This window comes from Flavobacterium sp. MFBS3-15 (assembly GCF_026107645.2).
Lineage (GTDB): Bacteria > Bacteroidota > Bacteroidia > Flavobacteriales > Flavobacteriaceae > Flavobacterium.
Genome location: NZ_JAPCHV010000014.1, coordinates 102,810 through 120,951, shown reverse-complemented (window position 1 = coordinate 120,951; position 18,142 = coordinate 102,810). Strand labels below are relative to the sequence as shown.

General features: G+C 46.0%; 14 protein-coding genes. 7 read left to right on the top strand and 7 right to left on the bottom strand.

What is annotated here, in order from left to right:
- Positions 1–132: 132 nt before the first annotated feature.
- Entirely contained in the window at positions 133–447 is a 315-nt protein-coding gene (locus tag OGH69_RS13235) for a YbaB/EbfC family nucleoid-associated protein (RefSeq protein WP_265174959.1), read from the bottom strand.
- Between the two features lie 73 nt (positions 448–520).
- Between OGH69_RS13235 and OGH69_RS13230 the strand changes: the two genes are divergently transcribed.
- The gene (locus tag OGH69_RS13230) at positions 521–2,656 is read left to right on the top strand and encodes a S9 family peptidase (protein WP_265174958.1); all 2,136 of its coding nucleotides are present in this window, start codon (positions 521–523) and stop codon (positions 2,654–2,656) included.
- 79 nt (positions 2,657–2,735) lie between these two features.
- Entirely contained in the window at positions 2,736–3,776 is a 1,041-nt protein-coding gene (locus tag OGH69_RS13225; protein ID WP_265174957.1) for a cysteate synthase, read from the top strand.
- Positions 3,777–4,100: 324 nt separating this feature from the next.
- On the opposite strand, the gene OGH69_RS13220 is transcribed toward OGH69_RS13225, so the two are convergent.
- Positions 4,101–6,590: a TonB-dependent receptor gene (locus OGH69_RS13220; protein WP_265174956.1), complete on the bottom strand. Its 2,490-nt coding sequence runs from the start codon at positions 6,588–6,590 to the stop codon at positions 4,101–4,103.
- A gap of 99 nt (positions 6,591–6,689) precedes the next feature.
- Positions 6,690–7,031, bottom strand: a complete 342-nt coding sequence (arsC, locus tag OGH69_RS13215) for an arsenate reductase (glutaredoxin) (protein WP_265174955.1) — start codon at positions 7,029–7,031, stop codon at positions 6,690–6,692.
- 87 nt (positions 7,032–7,118) lie between these two features.
- Between arsC and OGH69_RS13210 the strand changes: the two genes are divergently transcribed.
- From OGH69_RS13210 to OGH69_RS13190, 5 genes are all read left to right on the top strand, one after another.
- The gene (locus OGH69_RS13210) at positions 7,119–8,081 is read left to right on the top strand and encodes a CPBP family intramembrane glutamic endopeptidase (protein WP_265174954.1); all 963 of its coding nucleotides are present in this window, start codon (positions 7,119–7,121) and stop codon (positions 8,079–8,081) included.
- Positions 8,074–9,102, top strand: a complete 1,029-nt coding sequence (locus OGH69_RS13205; RefSeq protein ID WP_265174953.1) for an AMP-binding protein — start codon at positions 8,074–8,076, stop codon at positions 9,100–9,102. Before OGH69_RS13210 ends, OGH69_RS13205 begins: the two co-directional genes overlap by 8 nt.
- Positions 9,103–9,456: 354 nt before the next feature.
- A complete protein-coding gene (locus tag OGH69_RS13200) occupies positions 9,457–9,963 on the top strand; it encodes a hypothetical protein (RefSeq protein WP_265174952.1) in 507 nt (168 codons plus the stop codon).
- Positions 9,964–10,112: 149 nt separating this feature from the next.
- Positions 10,113–10,829 (top strand): hypothetical protein, encoded by a 717-nt coding sequence (locus OGH69_RS13195; protein WP_265174951.1) that lies wholly within the window; start codon positions 10,113–10,115, stop codon positions 10,827–10,829.
- Between the two features lie 7 nt (positions 10,830–10,836).
- Positions 10,837–11,712: a SecDF P1 head subdomain-containing protein gene (locus OGH69_RS13190; RefSeq protein WP_265174950.1), complete on the top strand. Its 876-nt coding sequence runs from the start codon at positions 10,837–10,839 to the stop codon at positions 11,710–11,712.
- Positions 11,713–11,934: 222 nt separating this feature from the next.
- Here the strand turns inward: OGH69_RS13190 and OGH69_RS13185 are convergent, their stop codons facing one another.
- From OGH69_RS13185 to OGH69_RS13170, 4 genes are all read right to left on the bottom strand, one after another.
- Entirely contained in the window at positions 11,935–13,551 is a 1,617-nt protein-coding gene (locus OGH69_RS13185; RefSeq protein ID WP_265174949.1) for a M1 family metallopeptidase, read from the bottom strand.
- A gap of 59 nt (positions 13,552–13,610) precedes the next feature.
- The gene (locus OGH69_RS13180) at positions 13,611–15,047 is read right to left on the bottom strand and encodes a class I SAM-dependent methyltransferase (protein WP_265174948.1); all 1,437 of its coding nucleotides are present in this window, start codon (positions 15,045–15,047) and stop codon (positions 13,611–13,613) included.
- Positions 15,037–15,948, bottom strand: a complete 912-nt coding sequence (locus OGH69_RS13175; protein WP_265174947.1) for an alpha/beta hydrolase — start codon at positions 15,946–15,948, stop codon at positions 15,037–15,039. The genes OGH69_RS13180 and OGH69_RS13175 overlap by 11 nt, the downstream gene beginning before the upstream one ends.
- A 398-nt stretch (positions 15,949–16,346) precedes the next feature.
- Complete coding sequence (locus tag OGH69_RS13170) at positions 16,347–17,975, bottom strand: acyl-CoA carboxylase subunit beta (RefSeq protein WP_265174946.1); 1,629 nt, start codon at positions 17,973–17,975, stop codon at positions 16,347–16,349.
- Between the last annotated feature and the right edge of the window lie 167 nt (positions 17,976–18,142).

The window sequence follows — 18,142 nt, the reverse complement described above, 5'->3', positions numbered from 1 at the left end:
ACCCTCGCCGTGCTTATGTTTATATATTGTCACAGTCCGGTACCCAATGCCCGGCAAGAGCGAAGCTCAATCTGACCCGAGGGCATAGCCCGAACTGGCGAAGCAAATCTGAAATCTACAATCTGAAATAAACTAAAACAGCCCCGGAATGTTCGGCATCCCGTCTTTGGCTACAGCCGCAAGCTCGGCCTCATTGATGGCGGTAGCTTTTGCTATGGCTTTGTTCATTACCAGGACAAGGTAATCCTCAAGCTGTTCCTTGTCTTCCAGCAGTGCATCGTCTACGGTTATGGAGCGCACCTCCCTGTTGGCCGTCAGTGTTACTTTCAGCAGGCCGTCGCTGCTCTGCTCGTCAACCAGCACGGTATCAAGCCTTTTTTTGGTTTCTTCAATCTTTTGCTGGGTTTCCTTTAGCTTACCCATCATTCCCATGATATCTCCAAACATTTTTACGAATTTTATTATTTGTTTATACCACAAATGTATTAAATTGCAAGGTTATATACTAATTTAAAAATCTATGAAAAAACACGCACTCCTAAGTTGTGTTTGTGTTATTTTTGCGGCGGCAAATGCCCAGACTAATAAGACCAAAATGACCGAAAACCAAAAGCCGCCACTTGCCGCGGTAAAGCCAAAACAACTCGAAAAGCACGGCGATGTGCGTACCGATAACTACTACTGGCTGAACGAAAGGAAAAACCCTGAAGTTATTGATTACCTGAACAAAGAGAATGCCTACTATAATGCCATGACGGCCCATACGAAAGACTTCCAGAAGGAGCTTTTCGACGAAATGAAAAGCCGCATTAAGGAAGACGACAGCTCGGTGCCGTATTTTTACAATGGCTACTACTACATAACCCGTTACGAAAAAGGCAAGGACTACCCAATTTATACCCGTAAAAAGGGCAGCCTCGACGCGAAGGAAGAAATCATGTTCGACTGCAACGAGATGGCTAAGGGACATTCGTACTTCAGCCTCGGCGGGCTGAATGTTACCGAGGATAACGAATGGGCGGCTTTTGCCGTAGATACCGTGTCGCGCAGGCAATATACATTACAGGTAAAAAACCTGAAGACAGGGGAGATCCTTCCGTTCAAAATAGAGAATACCACCGGCGGCTCTACATGGGCAGGCGATAACAAAACGCTGTTTTATACCCGCAAAGACCCTGTTACGCTGCGGTCTGAAAAGATATACAAGCACAAAATGGGCACGGATGTAGCTTCGGATGCGCTCATTTACCACGAAAAGGACGAGACTTTCGATACCTTCATTTATAAGGAGAAATCGAAGAAATATTTGGTGATCGGTTCCAATAGTACGCTTACTTCGGAGTACCGCATTTTGGATGCCAAAAAACCGGACGGTGAATTTAAGATATTCCAGCCAAGGACACGCGGCCTGGAGTACAGCATTGCCCACTACGGAGACAAATGGTACATTGTGACCAACAAGGACAAGGCGACCAACTTCAAGCTCATGACCACTCCGGAAACTGCTACCGGAAAGGCAAACTGGAAAGACCTGGTACCACACCGCAAGGATGTGTTGCTTGAAGATATAGAGATATTCAAAAACTACCTTGTTATAGAGGAGCGTTCCAATGGCCTTAACACCATCAGGATACGCCCGTGGGACGGCAAAGGGGAATACTACCTCCCATTCGGGTCCGAAACCTACACCGCAGGCGTAAGCACCAATCCTGATTTTGATACCGATGTATTGCGATACAGCTACCAGTCGCTGGCTACACCGTCTTCGGTTATCGACTTCAACATGAAGACGAAAGAAAAGAAGGTGCTGAAGGAGCAGAAAGTGCTTGGCGGCAAATTCGATAAAGACAACTACGTAGAAGAGCGGGTGTGGGCTACTGCCAAAGACGGTACTAAAGTGCCCATATCAATGGTGTACCGCAAGGGCATTGCCAGAAACGGCAACAACCCATTGCTGTTGTATGCATACGGTTCCTATGGCGCGTCGATGGATCCGTATTTCTCATCCATACGCCTGAGCCTCCTGGACAGGGGCTTTATTTATGCAATTGCCCACATCAGGGGCGGCGAAGACCTGGGCCGCGAGTGGTACGAGAACGGCAAGCTGCTTAAAAAGAAAAATACCTTTACCGATTATATTGACTGCTCAGAATATCTTATCGAACAGGAATATACCTCTGCAAAGCACCTGTATGCCGAAGGAGGCTCTGCCGGCGGATTGCTCATGGGAGCGATCGTGAACATGGCGCCGCACCTGTACAACGGTGTTATCGCGCAGGTGGCATTCGTAGACGTTGTTACGACAATGCTTGACGACAGCATTCCGCTTACTACGGGAGAGTATGACGAGTGGGGCAACCCGAATGATAAAGTGTACTATGATTACATGAAATCGTACTCGCCGTATGATAACGTTACGGCACAAACCTACCCGAATATGCTGGTGACAACAGGGCTCCACGATTCGCAGGTGCAGTATTGGGAACCGGCCAAGTGGGTTGCCAAACTGAGGGTTACAAAAACCGGCAATAACCTTTTATACCTGGATACCAACATGGAAGCGGGACATGGCGGGGCTTCCGGTAGATTTGAAGCGCTCAAGCAGGTAGCCAAAGAATACAGTTTTTTATTAGATTTGGAAGGAATTAAAAACTAATTAATTTTTTTTTGTTAGATTTGCAGGGTTTTGAGGTCATTAAACTCTGTACAGGTTTTACCTTACTAACTTATTTTTTATGAAAGAACGAATAGCAGCCTATAATAATGTGTTGGAATTAATCGGGAACACACCTCTAATTAAGCTCAACAAAATTACTGAAGGATTAAAAGGCAATTTTTACGCTAAAGTAGAAGCTTTTAATCCGGGCCATTCAACCAAAGACAGGATTGCACTATATATTATTGAAGAAGCAGAAAAGAAAGGTATCCTTAAACCGGGCGATACCATAATTGAAACTACTTCGGGCAATACGGGCTTTAGCGTGGCAATGGTAAGCATCATTAAAGGTTATGACTGTGTGCTGGCGGTAAGCTCTAAATCATCCAAAGATAAAATTGACATGCTGCGTGCCATGGGGGCAAAGGTATATGTTTGCCCTGCCAACGTTTCTGCAGACGATCCACGCTCTTATTACAGTGTAGCCCAAAGGCTGCATGAGGAAATAAAAGGTTCGGTATACATCAACCAGTATTTCAATGACCTTAACGTAGATGCCCACTATAACTCTACCGGCCCTGAAATATGGGAGCAAAGCGCAGGGCAGATTACACACCTTGTGGCCTGCAGCGGCACAGGGGGGACCATATCGGGTGCGGCACGTTTCCTTAAAGAAAAAAATCCTGCCATCAGGATACTGGGTGTTGACGCATACGGGTCAGTACTGAAAAAATACCATGAAACAAAAGAGTTCGACAGCGAGGAGATCTATCCTTACCGCATAGAAGGCCTGGGCAAGAACCTTATCCCTACCGCTACCGATTTTGATGTTATCGACAAATTCATTAAAGTTTCCGATGAAGACAGCGCACATGCTGCCAGGAGCATCGCCAAAACCGAAGGTCTTTTTGTGGGCTATACCAGTGGGGCTACCCTACAGGCAGTAAGGCAATATGCTGAGGCGGGAGAATTTGACGAAAACAGCAACGTCATACTTATTTTCCCTGACCACGGATCACGTTACATGAGCAAAGTATTCAGTGATGAGTGGATGAACGAACAGGGATTCTTCGATAGCGTGAACCTTGAAGAGGCGCAGAAAATCGAATTCATCAAGTAATAGTTTTTATTTCAGATAATAAAAAGCTCCCTGCCAAACAGGGAGCTTTTCGCTTATTCCCCAAACGATATCTGTAAGATATTGTTGCTAAAGTAGCGCGGATGAACATACCAAACAATACCTATTAAAGGGTATTTTTGAGGTTTATGTTTAGTAAAACGTTCAATGGAAAATGAATCGAAATGGCCTTGATACTTCCGGACTTATGGAAAAGCGCCTTTGTACTTGCATTTCCATTTGCTTCCTGAATCATTTTGTAGTAATAAAAAAGAGGCCTGTTTCCAAGCCTCTTCTGTTTAAAATCTATTATCTAACAATCTAAAATTATCCCCCCATATATTCTTCTCCGCCGCCGTCCTGCTGCCTGTTTTGCTGGTTTTCCTTTTGCCTGTCGGCCTTGGACATGTTGAAGCGGTATGTGAAAGAAAGCGTTACCTGGCGCTGCCTCCATTGCATTTCATTGTACGACCTAAGTTCACCCGGGATATAGGTTTCATTTTTCCATTTTCTCGAATTAAATATATCCTGTACATTGAGGCCTAAGGTAGCCTTATCCTTCAGGATGTCTTTGCTCAACGAGGTATTAGCGCTGGCTACACCCACACGGCGCCCCTGTGCGGTATTTTGCGGGGCATCATATTGGCCGTTCAATTGCCAGTCAATCTTCCAAGGCAGGTTAATTTTTGAGTTTACTCTTGTTGTCCAGCTATAGGCCGAACGGTTGAAATCCTGGTAATCGGTGAATATTTCATCATCAATAGTGTAAGTAAAGGTATAATCACCCTTTGTCTCATTCCTGTAGAAGTTGAAGTTGCTGTTAATCCTCCACCACTTGAAAGGGGTGTAATTCACGTTGAATTCAAACCCGAAACGGTATTCTTTTGACAGGTTGATCGGCGTGGTAATGGTTACAGGTGTTCCGTCAGCGCTTAGACCGTTGTTTCTCCTGACAAATTGGAAGTTGTCATCGGTTAGGTTCAGGTAAGCCGAAGTGCTCAATGTTACCTGGTTCCACTTGTGAAGGTAGCCCAGGTCAAACGAGTTGGTCATTGCAGGGTTCAGGTCGGGGTTACCCACAAAAATATTGATGTTACTCTCAAGTCCGGAAAAGGGATTGAGAAACCTTCCGCGCGGGCGGTTGATGCGGCGGCTGTAACTGATGCTGGCGCTGCTGTTTTCTGAAAATTCGTACCCAAAGAAAGCCGAAGGGAAAAAGTTGTTGTAGTGCTTGTTGTTGTAATCGCCTTTGTCGATAAGGTTTACGTCAATGTTGCTGTCTTCCCAGCGAAGCCCGAACAGGTATGAGAATTTGCCCAGCTTGGAGCCGTATTGTGTGTAAAGCGCATTTACATATTCTTTATATTCAAGGAAATTGGTATAGTTGCCATTGTTTTCCCATATACCGTCTGTCAGTGTCTCGGCACGGGCATCGTTTTCAAGCTTTGTAAAGCTTCCGCGGTAACCGGCCTCAAAGCGGCTGTCTTTACCGAAAGGCAGCACATAATCGGCCTGCACCAGCCCACGGTCTTCATTCTCTATGTTGAAGGTGCGCTCGTTGCTGTTGATAATGTCAGGGCTGCCTAGGGTAATGTCGTTGATGATGGCATTCTCGTCGTCCTTGCTTTTGGATACCGATGCATCGATCTTCAGCTCATGGCCTTCCTTGTCGAATTTCTTGACCAGATTAGTCGAATACCTGAAATTGGTATCGGTCTCATCCTCATAATTGTAACGGAAACGCGTGTTCTGAAAGTTCCTGTCGGCATCAAAATTGTCGAAATATGTTTCGGTTGGATTACTGCCACTGCTTCTGCGCCCGGATATAGAGTTCGTCCATGTAAGGGTGCTGTCTATAAACCATTCAATGCCAAAGCTGGCGTTGAATGCCCTTTGAAGGCGGTCGTTTTCCCTGCGCTCGTTAACGTAGCGTGTAGGGTTGTCGTTTTCATCAAGGTACTCCGAGTTGTTCATTGAGTTACCTGGATTGTTCCTGTAATTATAACCCAGGTTCGAGAACACGTTGTAATGCTCGCTCCTGTAGTTCAGGTTGGCCGAAACGCCGTGGTTATCAGGAATACCTGTATTGGCGTTGATCGATCCGTTAAACCCGTCGGCTTTGCCCTTTTTCAATATGATGTTTACGATACCCCCGCCACCTTCGGCATCATAGCGTGCAGATGGATTGGTAATTACCTCCACTTTATCTACCGAATCTGCAGGGAGCAGGCGCAGTACATCGGCTACATTGCTGCCCGCAAGGGTAGAAGGCCTTCCGTCAATAAGTATTGTCACGCTCTGGTTGCCCCTTAGCGCCACGTTACCCTCAGCATCAACCGATAGCGAAGGTACATTATCCAGTACATCGCTCACGCTTCCGCCCTTTACCATCATGTCGTTACCTATATTGTATACTCTTTTGTCGAGCTTAATTTCAACGGTTGTACGTTCGGCTGTTATCTCAACCGCATCGAGCATGGTGGTATCGGCTTCCAGTGCCGTTACACCCAGGTTGGTATTTTCGGTAATAACCTTTGAGGCTACAACCTGCGATTTGAACGAAATGAAATCGAATTTGATGTTGTAGGTACCTGCGGGTACCGAGATAGAGAATTCGCCGTTTGCATCGGTCATGCCTCCGTTTACGGTTACGTTGTCTGTGGTTTGTACTGTAACAGTAGCAAATTCCAGTGGAAGCTGTGTTTCCTGCTCTATGATCTTACCGGTAATTTTGATGTTTCCGGGCTTGTCCTGTGCAAATGTGAGAAGCGTGGTAAATAAAAACAATAGTAAGACGGATGTCCTGAAATTTTTCATGTAGCGCATTATAGGTTTTTTTGAAAGATGATTTAGCTGATATGACTGGAAAGATGGCTAAGGGTTTAAAGGGGAAACCTTAAAGTTTTGTTAAATGAATTATAGGATTTCTTTTACCTTTTCCGACGGGCGGGCGATTATCGCCTTTTCGCCATTTACTACTATCGGGCGTTCCATGAGGTTGGGGTATTTTGCCAGGGCGGCAATAACCTGTGTGCCTGTGAGTTTTCGCCCGGCATACTTTTCTTTCCAGAGGTCTTCTTTCGTACGTACCAGTTCAATTGGCTTTATGCCGAGTTTTTTGATGAGTTCTTTCAGTTCTTCTTTGGAAAGCGGTTGGTCGAGGTATTTTACAATTTCAAAAGGAATGCCGAGATTCTCCAGCAATTGCACGCCTTCACGGGACTTGCTGCACTGCGGCTTATGGTAAATGGTGATCATTAAATTCTTTTTGCAAAGAAAGCCATTATTAACCGAAAATTCAGCTAACTTAGTGCAAACATTAGTAAAAATTAAACCTCAGCTCTTATGTTTATAGCACAGGCTTTTAAGCCGGGTAATGTATTCTGGAAATATCTTGTAGGGTCGGTCATTGTGATTGGCGCCTCTTTTGTAGGACAGCTGCCATGGATAGCATTCATAGCAGCGGAAGCGATCAAAACCGGAAAGCCGGTGCCTATGGATGAGGGAGAAATAATGAGGTTTCTTGACCTTAACCTTACACTTTTTTTTGTCCTCCTTTCATTTGCATTTGCTATGGCAGGGCTTTGGATTGTAGTGCGCAGGATGCATCATCAGAAATTTAAGGAAATCGTCACGTCGCGCCCCAAAACCGACTGGAAAAGAATTTTATTTGCTTTCACGGTGTGGGGCGTGTTCTCGGTGGGGATGATATTGTTGGTTTATTACACCGAACCCGGCAAGTACATCCTGCAATTCAATCCGGGAAAGTTTGCCATACTTGCCATTATAGCCGTACTCATGATCCCTGTACAAACCAGTGTGGAGGAGCTGGTATTTCGTGGTTACCTCGTGCAGGGCTTTGGCCTCCTGGCGAAAAACAGGTGGTTTCCGCTGGTCATGACCTCAGTGATTTTTGGAGTGATGCACATTGCCAACCCTGAGATAAAGCAAATAGGATACATCGCTTTGGTGTACTATATCGGCACCGGACTCGTCCTTGGCATCATGACCCTTATGGACGAAGGGACCGAACTTGCACTGGGCTTCCATGCGGCCAATAACCTTACTGCTGCATTGCTTGTAACTGCTGACTGGACCGCTTTCCAAACTCATTCGGTTTTTAAGGACATATCCGAACCAAGTGCAGGTTTTGACATACTATTGCCTGTAGTGGTCATCTACCCGTTATTGCTGCTTCTTTTCAGTTATAAGTACAAATGGAAAGGATGGAAGGAAAAGCTGACAGGCGATGTAAACCCGCAATCTAAACAAATTGACATAAACGAAATAGGACCTACCCATGAATAATCCTGACTACCATTTTGTGCATCCCCATTTCAAACTGAACGGCTTCCATTTTAATGAAGATGACCTGTGCCGTGTTGCTTACAGCTTTATCAAAGAAGGCGAGCCTTTTGAAAGGGCGGTGGGCGATTTCATCCTCTATTGGTTCGACCAGAACAGCTTTATTGAAATGCAGACCTCAGGTACTACAGGTGCGCCAAAAATCATACGTGTAGACAAGCAGGCCATGGTCAACTCGGCCATAGCCACAGGGGAGTTCTTCGATCTGCCATCGGGAATTAAGGTGCTTCACTGCCTGCCAACGCAGTATGTAGCAGGCAAGATGATGCTGGTAAGGGCATTCATCCTGGGCTGGGACATGGACATGGTGGCGCCTCAATCCAATCCGCTAGAACGCAATGAAACGGAATATGACTTTGCCGCGATGGTGCCGTTGCAGGCAGAGCATTCGCTGGGCAAGCTCCACATGATAAAAAAGCTGATACTCGGCGGGGCAAAGGTGAGCAAGGCATTGAGTGAAAAACTGTCAGGGCTGTCTACTGAAATCTACGAAACCTATGGCATGACCGAAACCATTACCCACATCGCTGCCAAAAGGATAGGAGAGGAGGCGTTTACCGTACTTCCCAATGTCAACATCAGCAAGGATGACAGAAACTGCCTGGTGATCGACCCTTACAAAATATGTGATGAGCCTGTAGTAACTAACGATGTTGTGGAAATCACGGGTGATACACACTTCATATGGCTTGGCAGGTATGATAATGTGATTAATAGTGGCGGCGTAAAACTGTTTCCGGAGCAGATAGAGGAAAAACTGTCGGGCAAAATAGACAGGCGTTTTTACGTGAAAGGTGTTTCCGACGAAGTGCTTGGCGAAAAGCTGGTACTGGTTGTGGAAGGCGAACCATTTGACATCGACAATGCCGCGTTCAAGGGGCTGGGTAAATTTGAGAAGCCGAAAGACATCATGTTTGTTGAAAAATTTGAGGAAACCGGTTCGGGTAAGATAAAGCGCGATTAAAATTTTAAAATAATTTGCAGTTCGCAAGATTTTTTGTTTTGTGTAAGCGTTGGCATTTTCCCGACATTCGAATGTAATGAATGAAAGCCCGCATATCTTAAGGCACAATTGCAAATCATGAGATTTTACGGCGGGGGGTATATGTGCTAAAAGTAAGAAAAATAGTAGTATCTTCGGCCTGTAAACAGTTGATCATTCCCTTAATGAAGATGCTGTACCTTGTTGCCGGCTATTCGGACATTCTTATTTCCTGTAGAAAGTTCTTCCGGTGAGGGATTTGGCAGATCGGTATGGAAGGCTTTTATTTTATGGGGTTTATAATGATGAAATTGTTGATTTGATTTTAAGTTATAAATGGAGGAAAATACAGAAACGGTTTTTGACCGTCTTAAAAAAAAGGGAATAAATTACAGCGTTGCCGGTGGCAGCTATCTAGGGAAGGCAATGCAGAATCTGTTGTTCCCGGCTTTATCGAATTTCAAAAGCCTGCCATACGAACGCAGGGTGCAATTTGAGATACCTGAAGAATACCTGGACTACCTTAGCACGGTAGACAATAATACCATAAAGCCTGTCGGCCAGGATCTTTATATTTATGGCCTTTTTGAAGCATTGTCATCCACGGTAAATTATACTGATCGTGAAGAAAATACTGAATACCAGCCTGTTTTCTGGCTTTCGGTAGGGCATCGGAGCGACAGGGGCAATTTCTTCATTTGCTGTGATAAAGCCTCAGAACTGTATGGCCAGGTAGGTGAGTTTTATGACAGCTCCCCCTTCTTGTTTTTAGAGGATTTTGCCCGGGTGGGCAACGGCTTTGCTGATTTTTGCGAAAATGTATTGGCAGGCAAGGTGTATTAAATATGATATATGGCACCGGATCGGAATGCATCTGCAACACAGGCGGGAGGAGCATTTACCGGTAAACTGCACATGATAAAGAAACGGGTGCTTTGCGCGACGAAAAAGTGATCCGGAATTAATAATATAAATATTTTACTACTATCCTGATGAAGGCTATTTTTACAATCACTTTATCTTTTTTATTTTCAATAACATCAATAGCGCAGTGCGCGGACAGCGATAAAATTCTTTTTCCGGATAAAGAACAGATCAGTGAAAGCATGGTGTTTTTTGCGGTTAACAATGATTACAGCAGCGCCAAACACTATACCTCAAGTATTCCTGAATATGCCACCCCAGCTATGGCCGCGGGCAAAAATTACATCGTGCAACGCTCGGGCGCCGCATTTGAAAAGAAGTGCAAAGTAAAATACATGTACATAATCTATCCCGATGGGATGAGTGAGGACTCGGCACCTGAAGATTTGTATAATTTATCCGGCTATGATGTTACCTATGTAATTGCCTATTCCCTAAAACACGGAGAGTTTGATTATGATTTTGAGATAGGCCTGGACAACGATTTCAACATGATCTCTGATGATGTGCTGCCCTCGGTAAAAAAGAATCCTGCATTTGATAAATTTATAGATGTATGCAAGGCACTGAAAACGGCCAAGACGGATAAGCGTTACAAAGGCATAGTATCCGGAATCGGTATTGCATACGAGCCGGGGTCCGACTCGTTTTGCTGGCTAATACGGGAGCATCCCGCATCGGTAAAGGAAGAGGGGGACTATCCTGTAAAGGATTACTATGTGAATGCCAATACCGGTAAAATGGTTTTTGTAGTTGAATCAGAAAGCTATTTCTTTCCAAGATAACGTTGCCATGAAAAAAATAATAGTAGGGGCTGCATTGATGGTATTTATGTTATCAGGCTGCCAGGGCCATGCCCAAAAGTATTGCCAACAGGTGACTGCCGAATTTTCCGATGCTGATGCTCCCGAGGAGCTTAAAAAGCTTACGGTAGAAAAGCTCATCCAAAATGTAAAGTATAAAAAGCAGCAGGCCGACATTAAGCTTGAAAACGGTGTCATCGTTGCCAAAATCCCTTGTGAGGGGGTATCACCCTCAACGTATTTCCGCAGTGGAAAATTTGCCATATATGAAACGTATGACGCTGCCGGACTTGCAAATGCGCTCGCCGGAATGGCTTCCATTAGTGCAGACATGGGAATACCTTTTGAACAATTGGTGGATACGCATTTTGCTTATGGCGCATCCATTGGCACCTGCCTCATAATGCGGATGGAACAGTTTCAGGCCCTGGTGAATCTCCAGGAAATCAAAAAACTGCTGCCGGACGGGCTTACTTTTGCATTCGGCATACCGGAAAAAGGCGCTAAATCAGTCCCCGTATTTGCAGTAAAGATTGTAAAAGATGCACCGATAACCCTCAACATGATGAAAGATGCAGCCATAACAGAATCGCGCAACGGCATGAGCTATGATGTTAATCTGGAATTTAAAAAAGAATACAAAAAGGCATGGGAAGAACTAACCCAAAAAAACACTAACAAATGCCTGGCCATCATGCTTGGCGATCAAGTGCTGAGCTGCCCGATGCTCATGGCTCCCATCGCCAATGGAAAAGCCACGATAGCTGCAAATATGGATAAGCAGCAAGCCGGGGAAATGGCACAGCGCATCAACTTCAGCCTGCCGTTGGAAGTGCTTATTACAGAAGTGAAAATGTTGGATTAGTTCCTTCCATTTCGAGCATAGAAGAAATATCAGATTAAACAGATTTCTCCTATCGTCGAAATCACACGAATTCCCTGTCATTTTGGGCGCAGCGCAGCGGAGTCGAAAAATCTCAGGTTAACAAAAACGCTTTTGAGATTTCTCCCATAATCGAAATGACATGCCGGAAACTGAGACCGCGACCTGCCTGGCCGGAGGCAGGCTGAAAACTGAAACTGTAAACTACAGCTTCTGCACCTTTACATAAAACTTCTGCTTTTGCAGCGCGACATCTTTTAAATCGGTAGCATCGGTTGTTACCGACTGCCAGTCGTTAGTAGCATTCAGGCGGAGGTCTTTGCCATTTGCGGTGATGCCTACAGGCAGCTTAAACCGTGCTTCATCCGTTTCCCAGCGGTATTCCAGTTTGCCATCATTCAGCTTCAGTTGGAGGATGGGAGGGTTTTTGTGGCGCAGGTATTGGTTAAAGAAAGGGGTAAGGTCCATGCCGGTCTCTGTATTGAAAAAGTCCACGACCGTTTCGGTATCAATCACTTTTTTCTTAAAGGTTTCGGAATATTTCAGGAGCATCTTCCACCATTTATCATCATCATTAACCATATGGCGCAGCGTATTCAGCATGAGGGCGCCCTTGGGGTACATATCTCCCGAACCTTCCTTGTTCACGCCAAAAATGCCTATTACCGGTTTTTGGTTCGACACATTCATCTGAAGGCCGGTAATGTATTTCATAGCCTTTTCGTATCCAAACTGGCATTCTACAAACACACATTCCGTATAAGTAGTAAAGCCTTCATGTATCCACATATCGGCAATATCTTTGGAGGTAATGCTGTTGCCAAACCATTCGTGGCCCGTTTCGTGTATAGTTATGTAGTCAAACAGCATCCCGATGCCCGTGCCGGTCATGTCGCCCCCCAAATATCCTTTCCTGTACTTGTTGCCGTAGGCCACAGCGCTTTGGTGCTCCATGCCAAGGTAGGGCGTTTCTACCAGCTTGTAGCCATCTTCCCAAAACGGATATTTGCCAAACTTCGCCTGGAAGCATTCCATCATCGGCTTTACTTCCTCAAAATGCTTGCGCGCTTTTTCCTCATTGGCTTTCAGTACGTAGTAGTCAAGGTCGAGGCCATCAAGGTTATCATGAATGTGGGCATAATCGGCCACATTGAGGGTTATCGTGTAGTTGTTTATCGGGTTCTTCACTTCCCAGTCCCAGCGGGTGTACCCGTTCTTAAGGTCGGTACTGCCCAGGAAACGCCCGTTCGATACGTTCATCAGGCCGTTGGGTACCGCTACTTTTACAGACGCGCCGCGTTCCGGTTCATCGGTCTGGTGGTCTTTAACGGGGTACCAGAGGCTCGCGCCAGTGCCTTGTACCGCAACGCCCACCCAGGGCTTGCCGTTGGCATCTTTTGAGAAAACAAACCCGCCGTCCCAGGGTGCATTTTTTGCAACAAGCGGGTTTCCTGAGTAATTGAAGCGCAAGGTTTCTTCAGCGCCTTTTTTCAGCTCTTTTGGAAAAGTGATGAACACGGCGCCGTTGTCGCGTTTGTATTTCAGCTTTTTGCCTTTCAGCTCAATGCTTTCCACCTTCATGTTCTCAAACAGGTCGAGCTGTATCTTGGAGGTGTTCTCCACCACTTTAAAGGTAATGTCGTTATAGCCTTTAATATGCTTCTTTTCAGGGTCGAGGGTTATGTTGAGGTCGTAGCGCTGCACGTCGAAATTGGTGCGCTCAGGCCTCAATCCGCCCTGCAGGCTGTCACGGCGTGTAAAAGTTTGCGCGGAAGCAGCGATCCCAAGAAGGGCAGCGGCAATCAGGAACATGTTTTTCATGGGCGGGGTGTTTGGCTAATTGGTCATTAAAAATAGCAATTTGTTACAGGACAAAAAAATTATGGCTCATCGCAGTCTTCCTCAACAGAAAGGAACAGTTTGTCAAATTCTTCACGATAATTGATGTTGGGAGTTTCATGGCCGATCTGCCTGTTCGCGCAGTTGTACCATCCAAAGGTCAGGAGATCCGTCCTCGCGGCGGCTATCCTCATTTTTGGGCTTAGGCTGTTTTTATATTTGTTGAAGCTGCTTTCAGAGTAGCTTCCCGTATCTTTTTCCGCTTTCAGCCTTTGCCATGCCGCCATCAGGAGTTCCGTGTCTTCCGACGCAAGTGCTTCAATGTATTGGGGGCAATGCTGCGCAAACCTGTTTTTCAATAATATCGATGGATCAGAATGTGCTTTCAGGCTCAGTTTGGACAGCTCATACGTTTCATCCAGGTCTTTTATCCTATTTTGGAGCAGGTCTTTCCATATCCTGCCCGGCGGAATTTTAATCACAGCATACACCGCTTTCTTCCCGGCATATTCTTTTTCCAGCATCTGCAGTTGGCCCTTGCTGTCAAAGTTGTAATATTCTTTGGCATTAAATACAACATATCTTGTATTTATTTGGTGCGAACTGTTGGTAAACCAAAGTTTGAATGCGCCCCTTAATTGTTCCTTGCTGTATTTCGACTTATCGAAAGTGCCAATGTGGGTGCAAAACTCCGTTTCCCAATGCAGGGTGTCGGTAGCAACAGCCTCACGCCCGGCCGCAGTTTTATTATGTTGATGCGAGAAAAACAGGAGTAAAGGAGGTATCAGTAACGAAAGTAGTGCTGGCTTCATGGTTTTTTCGCTGTAAACAGTACAAATTCCCTTTTCAATTTGTGTACCGCTATTACTCGTTACCCATTCTTTTTCGGTCACAGCCGATACTGCTTCCAGACCGGCGGCTTCCATTAAAGCTGTTACTTTTTCAACGCTGTACAGTGTAAAGCCATATTTTGCAAAAGGGATGTGCTGCATCGTGCTTTCGGGTATGAATCCTATGGTCACCGTTCCGTCTTTTGCCAAAACACGGGCAATTTCATTCGCATATCCCTGAGCATCCTGCCAAAAGTAAATGGTGTTGGTGGTAAGTATCTTGTCGAACCGGCCTTCGCCAAAAGGAATGTAACAGCCGTCGGCCAATTCAAAGGAAACATTTTCCAGCCCGGCATTCAGTTTCCTTGCTTCTTCTACCATAATCGGTGAGATGTCAATACCCGAGTAAGTAATGGTGTCTTCCTTACTAACGATGTCCCTGGCGTGGCTGCCGTTACCGGGGCCTATTTCGAGCACGCTGTTGGCAAAAGCGAGGTTAAGGCTTTCGATGGCTTTGGCGATCATGTTGCCGTTGGTAAAGTTCATCATTTCGCCCACTTTTACACCGGCTTCGCCATCGGGGCAGCGGAGTTGGGCGGCAAGTTTCTGCAACTGGGTTTCGGTAAGCTGGGGAGGCCTATTTTCCATACAAGAATTCGAGTATTACGTCCATGCGGTTTTGCCACGACTGCTCGTTGTGCTCTGCGCCTTCAAACTTACGGGTTACCCAGTTCCTGCCTTCAGTATAGCCTTTGGCGCGCATGATGTCGTCGACCAGCTTTTGGTGCGGCTCGTAGTACTGGTCAAGTGTGGCGGTGCCGTAGTCAAAATACACGCGGTGGTCTTTTGGCGAGGGGAAATGGTCCTTCATGTAGCTGCGTACCGCTTCCGACGGCTTCATGTTATTATTATCGAACAACAGCGGCCAGTGGGTCGATACGCACGCCGCCTGCCCGAAAACCTCAGGGTATTCGCAGATGGCATACATCGAGATCAGACCGCCCATCGAACTGCCGCAAACCGAGGTGTTCGCATTGTTGCGCAGCGTCCTGTAATTTTTATCGATGTAGGGCTTTAGTTCCTTAACCAAAAATTGCAGGTATTCGTCGGCAAGCCAATTTACTTTTACGTTCATTTGCTTTGCCAGGTCTTTAAATACTACCATATCGTCTTCGGTAAAATATTGCTTTGCCGCCTGCTCGGGGAAATACTCCATGTAGCGCAAATTGTTGCCGTGCGCCGCCGTCACGATGATGAACGGTTTTACCCTGCCTTCGGTAATGAGCTTATTGGCGATGCTATCAGCTTCCCATGCCACGCCAAAGCCGGAACTGCCTTTGTCGAACACATTCTGCCCGTCGTGCATGTACAGCACGGGGTACATTTCTTTATTGTTATTGTCATCATACCCCGGTGGCAGCCATATCTCCACATTGCGTGCATTGACGTATTTGGACCGGAAGTTGTCGATCTTAATGATGCGGCTTTTGGACTGGGCAGAAATTGCGATGCTGAAGCAAAGCAATAGGAGTGTTATGGTTTGTTTCATGGTCTGATTGGCAACGGCCGTTTTAGAGAACGCTGTTTTGTTTTGTACCAAATAAAAATACCGATAATTATTGTGTGGACAAAATTTAAAATGTTATGCGGCACCATAAGGTGCCGCATAACATTTTATTTAAGCATTGTTGATTCTTCGTTTTGCAATATAAAATCCCGTGAGAGCACAGGTAATGTGAATAATAATCATAAACCCGGTATTGGTAACAGGATGATTACCATTCCATGAAGGAAAATCGTACAACAACGAAATGATAAAATTTGGTTCATGGCTATGGTAATAGCAAGGATCAGGAAATACAATGTATTCTAAAAATAACATAATCACTAAACCGGCTATCAATCCTATAAACATGAATATAGTGTATAGTGCTATCCTGTAAGCCATTACACCTGTATCACGCCAAGATTAAACTGTTTTTCGATAGGCGCGTGGTTGGCCGCCTCAATGCCCATCGATATCCATTTGCGGGTATCCAGCGGGTCGATGATGGCATCCGTCCAAAGCCTTGCAGCGGCATAGTAGGGCGATACCTGCGCGTCATAGCGGGCTTTTATCTTGTTGAACAGTTCTTCTTCTTTCTCGGGTGTAATCTCTTCGCCACGGGCCTTGAGTGATGATGCTTCAATCTGCAGCAGCACCTTGGCAGCCTGCGTGCCACCCATTACGGCCAGCTCAGCGCTCGGCCAGGCAAATATCAGCCTTGGGTCGTAAGCCTTGCCGCACATGGCATAGTTGCCCGCACCGTATGAGTTGCCCACTACCACGGTAAACTTCGGTACTACCGAATTGCTTACGGCGTTCACCATCTTGGCGCCATCTTTAATGATGCCGCCGTGCTCTGATTTCGAGCCTACCATGAATCCCGTAACATCCTGCAGGAATACCAGCGGTATCTTCTTTTGGTTACAATTGGCTATAAAGCGTGTGGCCTTATCGGCGCTGTCCGAATAGATCACGCCGCCAAACTGCATTTCGCCTTTCTTTGATTTTACCACTTTGCGCTGGTTGGCTACAATGCCCACCGCCCAGCCGTCAATTCGTGCATAGCCGGTTATTATCGTTTGGCCATAGCCTGCTTTGTATTCGTCAAACTCACTGTTGTCCACAAGCCTTTTGATGATTTCCATCATGTCATACTGCTCGCTCCTTGATTTTGGTATGATTCCGTAAATGTCCTTCTCCGGGAGCGCAGGCTTCTCAGCCTTTATGCGGTTGTAGCCGGCTTTGTCATAATCGCCTATCTTGCTCACGATGTTGCGTATGGTATCAAGGGCATCCTTATCGTCCTTGGCTTTATAATCAGTCACACCCGATATTTCGCAATGCGTGGTTGCGCCGCCAAGCGTTTCGTTATCTATGCTTTCGCCAATGGCTGCTTTCACGAGGTAGCTTCCGGCAAGGAAAATACTCCCGGTTTTGTCTACAATCAGCGCTTCATCGCTCATGATCGGAAGGTAGGCCCCACCCGCCACACAACTGCCCATTACAGCGGCTATCTGGGTAATGCCCATGCTGCTCATGATGGCATTGTTGCGGAAGATGCGCCCGAAATGTTCCTTGTCAGGGAAGATCTCGTCCTGCATCGGCAAATACACCCCGGCACTGTCAACAAGGTAGATGATGGGCAGGCGGTTTTCCATCGCTATTTCCTGCGCGCGGAGGTTCTTTTTTCCGGTAATGGGAAACCATGCACCGGCCTTTACGGTAGCGTCGTTGGCTACCACCATGCATTGCTTTCCGCTAACGTAGCCTATCTTTACCACAACGCCCCCACTGGGGCAGCCGCCGTGCTCGGCATACATGCCGTCGCCGGTAAAGGCGCCTATCTCAATGCTTTTGCTGTCTTTGTCGAGCAGGTATTCAATGCGCTCACGTGCGGTCATCTTGCCTTCTGCGTGTAGTTTTTCGATGCGCTTTTCCCCGCCGCCCAATTTTACTTTGGCAAGGCGCTGCTTCATTTCGGAAAGGAGAAGTTTATTGTGGTCTTCGTTCTTGTTGAAGTTAATATCCATTATATTTGCTTCGGTTAATGATTTGCGCCGCTAAAATACGAAAACGATTGAAAGTAAAGGTAATTATTACGAATCTTCTATAAATTTGAATGTTTATAAGTTCTTATTTGGTAACTCCAAATTCATATCTGCTTAACTATTTCTTAACATTGGTAAAATACCTTTGT